At 66.1% G+C, this 4,437-nt stretch carries 2 protein-coding genes and 1 pseudogene; all 3 read right to left on the reverse strand.

What is annotated here, in order from left to right; translation table 11 throughout:
* Positions 1-102: 102 nt before the first annotated feature.
* A complete protein-coding gene (gene bamA / locus HUV01_RS12640) occupies positions 103-2,952 on the reverse strand; it encodes an outer membrane protein assembly factor BamA (protein ID WP_254606621.1) in 2,850 nt (949 codons plus the stop codon).
* 68 nt (positions 2,953-3,020) lie between these two features.
* Positions 3,021-4,178, reverse strand: coding sequence for a M50 family metallopeptidase (locus HUV01_RS12645; RefSeq protein WP_174298591.1), 1,158 nt, complete (start codon positions 4,176-4,178; stop codon positions 3,021-3,023).
* A pseudogene (locus tag HUV01_RS12650) lies at positions 4,175-4,437 on the reverse strand (1-deoxy-D-xylulose-5-phosphate reductoisomerase); the annotation flags it as partial. The gene HUV01_RS12645 and the pseudogene HUV01_RS12650, both read right to left, overlap by 4 nt.

The following is a 4,437-nucleotide window of genomic DNA, read 5'->3' on the forward strand; positions in this document are numbered from 1 at the left end:
CCGCGACGTTCGCGGCCTGGGCGGCGGCGGCGGAGGGGGCGATCGCCGCCGGGATCGCGAGCGCGGCGGCGGTGGCGGCGAGCAGCATGGTGGTCTTTGTCATCAGAACTGGGTTCCTACATTGAAGGTGATGAGTTTCTTGTCGTCGCCCGGCTGAACGACGACCGCCTTGGCGAGGTCGATGCGCAGCGGCCCGAACGGAGAATTCCAGTTGACGCCGATGCCGACGGATACGCGCGGCCTGACGCTGCTGCCATAGAATTGCTCGTCGAACGGCGCGGTCGACGACGCCACGATGGCCGTGTTGGCCGCATCGTTCGTGCACCCTGCCAGCGTGCCGGTCGTCGTCGTCCCCGATGGGCAGATCGTGGTGGAGGTGGAGATGGCCGCGCCGGTGCTGTCCGTGATGGTGTTGGTGTAGAGCGGGTTGCCGGACGCGTCCTTTACGTAGGTAGTGTAGGGCAGGTAGATCACCTTGTGCGTTATCGGGTCCGTATATTTGGGGAAGCCGCCCGGCACCGTCGGCGCGGGCCTCGTCACCCCGAACAGGCTGCCGAACTGCGCGTAGATGCTGGGGCGCAGCCCGAGCTCGCGCGCGCCGGCGCCCAGCGGCAGCTCCAGCTCCACCTTGCCGAGGTAATAGGCACGCCCGCCCAGCGCGTCGTCGGTGATCGAGTTGCGATCGGTGGGCAGCGTCTGCGTCGTCGAACCGTCGGCGTTGGTAGTGGTAACGTACGTGGCGCGCTTCACGCGAGGCCCCACGCCACGGATATCGAAACCGCGGAACTGCGGCTCGCCCAGGTAGAAGCGGTTGTTGATCCGGATCCTGTCGATGTCTGGCCCGCGGCTCGGCTCGAGCGAGAAGATGTACCCGCCCTCCCCCGTGCCCGACAGGATAAAGCCGCCGCCCAGACTCTTGTAGCGCGCGGCGTTCACCCGGCTGCTGACATAACGGACATCGCCGCCCAGCCCCGCGAAATCCTGGCTGAACGAGAAGGAGGTGCCGGCGCTCGGCCGCAGCCGGCTGTTGAGGCTGTCATAGACGATCGAATAGCCGATCGACGAGGATAGCCGGTTGCCAAGCGAGTCGCACAGATAGCGCCCCGCCTGCAACGGGTCGCAAGTGTCATCGGGACTGTTGCCGCGGATGCCGTCGAAGTTGTTGTCGCTGTAATAGGACGACTTCGCCAACGTCACCTGATCGTAGGACAGGCCATAGCGGCCGGACAACGACCAGAACTCCGTCAGCGGCAGGCCCGCGCGGATCTGAAAGCCGGTGGAGTTCTGCTGATAGGTCGTCTGTCGCGTGTCGCCCTGATAGCCGAACGAGCTGTAGTCGCGCCGGAACAGGTCGACGCCCAGCGCCACGTTCTTGTTGAAGACGTACGGATCGGTGAAGCCGAGCTCGACTGACTTGGAGTAATAGGAGTAATTGACGCCGGCCCGCAGTTCCTGACCCTTGCCGCGGAAGTTGCGCTGGGTGATGTTCGCCTGGATGATGAACTGTTCGAGGCTGGAATAACCGACCGACAGCTGCAGCTCGCCGGTGGACTTTTCCTCGACGGGCGCGCTCAGGATCACGCGGTCCGGGGTGGAGCCGGCTGTCTGCTTCAACTCGAACTTGTCCTGGAAGTAGCCGAGCGAATTGATCCTGTCCTGCGATCGCTTGACCTGGAAACTGTTGAACGCATCACCTTCCGCCAACCGGATCTCGCGGCGGATCACCTTGTCCTGCGTCTGCGTGTTGCCGGTGATCTCCACTCGCTCGACATAGGTGCGTTGCGCCTGCGCGATGTGGAAGTTGATCCCCATCGTCAGCGTGTCCTTGTCACGCTGGAACTCGGGGTTCACGTCGGTGAACGCATAGCCGAACAGGCCAGTGGCCTGGTTGAGCTGGTCGACCGAGTCCTCGACCTGCTTGGCGTTGTACCAGTCGCCCTTCTTCATCGGCAGCGTGGCGGCAAGCTTGGTATTGTCGAAGTCGCGGATGTCGCTATCGACGCTCACGTCGCCGAAGTGATAGCGCGGCCCCTCCTCGACGACATAGGTGATGATGAAGTTGCGCTTGTCGGGAGTGAGCTCCGCCACCGCCGAGGTCACGCGGAAGTCCGCATAGCCGTTGGTCAGGTAGAACTGGCGCAGCTTCTGCTGGTCGTAGGCGAGGCGATCCTGGTCGTAGCTGGTGGCGGACGACAGCAGGCGGAAGAAGCGCGCCTGCTTGGTCGCCATCTGCTCGCGCAGCTTGTCGTCGGAGAAGATCTTGTTGCCGATGATGTTGATCTGGCGGACCTTGGATTTTGCGCCCTCCGTCACCTCGAACACCACGTCGACGCGGTTCTGGTCCAGGCTGACCATCTTAGGGCTGACGCTCGCGGCGAAGCGGCCCTGACGGCGGTACAGCTCGATGATGCGCGCGACGTCCTGCCGGACGGCAGTGCGGGTGAATATCTGCCGCGGCTTGAGCTTGACCTCCTTGCCGATCTTGTCTTCCTTGAGGTTCTTGTTGCCCTCGAAGATCACGCGGTTGATGATCGGGTTCTCGCGCACGCGCAGGACAATGTCCCCGCTCTCGACGCCGCTGATCTGCACGTCGGCGAACAGGTCGCTGGCGTACAGTTCCTTGATCGCCTGATCGAGCGTGTCGTTGGTATAGCTCTGACCGACCCGCAGCTTGGTGTAGGACAGCACCGTCTCGGGTTCGATCCGCTGCGATCCCTCGACACGGAGCGTCCTGATCGCGCGGGCCACCGCCGGCGACACGGGGGCGGGGGCGGGCGGCGTGACGGGAACCTGCGCGCCGCTCGCCAGTTTGTTCCTGGTGACACGGTCGGCCGCAGGACCCGCCGGCCTTGCCGCCTGAGCCAGGGCTGTCGTCGGTGTTCCCGACAATATGGTGCCGGTCAGCAGAATGGCGGTGGTACGCGCGCCTAGAGTTGAAACCTTAACTGTCACTCAGATACCCCGACCCAAAACGCGATCAAACCGCAACGCCCCGCGTCCGTCGCCATGCCCCGGCTTGCTCATCCGATCAACCCGGCGAGCCCGTGCCCCACGCCCTGCCCCAGTCCGCGCCAGAGTCCCGCCTTGCCCAGATCGTTGGCCGTGACCACGAACATCAGCGCGAGCAGCGCCGCGAGCCCGCCACGAAAGGCCCACTCCTGCACCGCAGGCGTGACGGGGCGCCGGCGCACGGCCTCGATCGCGTAGAAGAACAGGTAGCCGCCATCCAGCATCGGAATTGGCAGCAGGTTGATGAACCCCAGATTGATCGAGATGAGCACGATCAACGACACGAACGCCGTCCAGCCAAGCGTGATCTGCTCGCCGGCCGCGCGCGCCATGCCGACCGGGCCGCTCATGTCCTTGATCGAGCGGCGGCCGCTCACGAGCTGGGCGAGCGTATCGATCGTCAGCCGCACGTAGTCCCATGTCCGGCCGGCCGCGACGAGCGGCGCGCGCCACGGGCTGACCCGGACCACCACCGGCGGCGGTGGCCCGACGCCCAGCAGGCCACGCTCGAAGCGATTGCCGAACCGGTCCTCCTCTGCGAGCATGCCCAGCCTCGCCTGCGCCGACCGGACGGTGCCGTCGCGGACATAGTCGATCCGCACCGCATCGCGCGGATGGATCATCACGTAATGGAAGATGTCGTCGAACGTCCCCATCGAGCGCCCGCCGATCGCGACGATCCGGTCGCCCGCTAGCAGTCCGGCGCGCGCCGCCGCGGTGCCCGGATTGACGGCGGCCACCACCGGCGGCGTCCGCACATCGCCATAGGCGATGACGCCCCCCGCAATGACGAGGATCGCGACGATGAAGTTCACCGCCGGACCCGCCAGCACCACCAGCGCGCGCTGCCACACGGGCTTGGCCTGGAACGTCCGCTGTCGCTGCGCGGCGGGCAGCGCAAGCCAGTCGGCCGAGGGTTGCGAGGCGGGGTTCATGTCGCCGGCGAACTTGACGTAGCCGCCCAGCGGCAGCGCCGACAGCTTCCACCGCGTGCCGCGCCGGTCGGTCCAGCCCGCGATCTCGCGCCCGAAGCCGATCGAGAACACGTCCGCGCCGATGCCGAACCAGCGGCCGACGAGGTAGTGGCCCATCTCGTGCACGAACACGAGCGGGCCGATCACCAAGGCGAACGCGACGATCGTCAGTAGAAATCCGGGAGACTCGGTCACGCCACGCCCTCGACAGGCCCCGTTGCACGATGCGCCCCCGCACCAGTCGCGATCCGCTCGCGGGCCAGGGCTCGCGCCTCGGCATCGACCGCCAGGACCGCATCGAGCGTCTCCGGAGCGGCTGGATCGTAGTGCTCGAGCGTATCGGTGACGATTGCGGCAATTTCGAGGAAGCCGATACGTCCCGCCAGAAACGCGGCCACCGCGACCTCGTTCGCCGCGTTCAGGATTGCCGGCCGCGCCGCGCCCGCCGCCAGCG

Source organism: Sphingomonas bacterium (assembly GCF_903643035.1).
Classification (GTDB): domain Bacteria; phylum Pseudomonadota; class Alphaproteobacteria; order Sphingomonadales; family Sphingomonadaceae; genus Sphingomonas.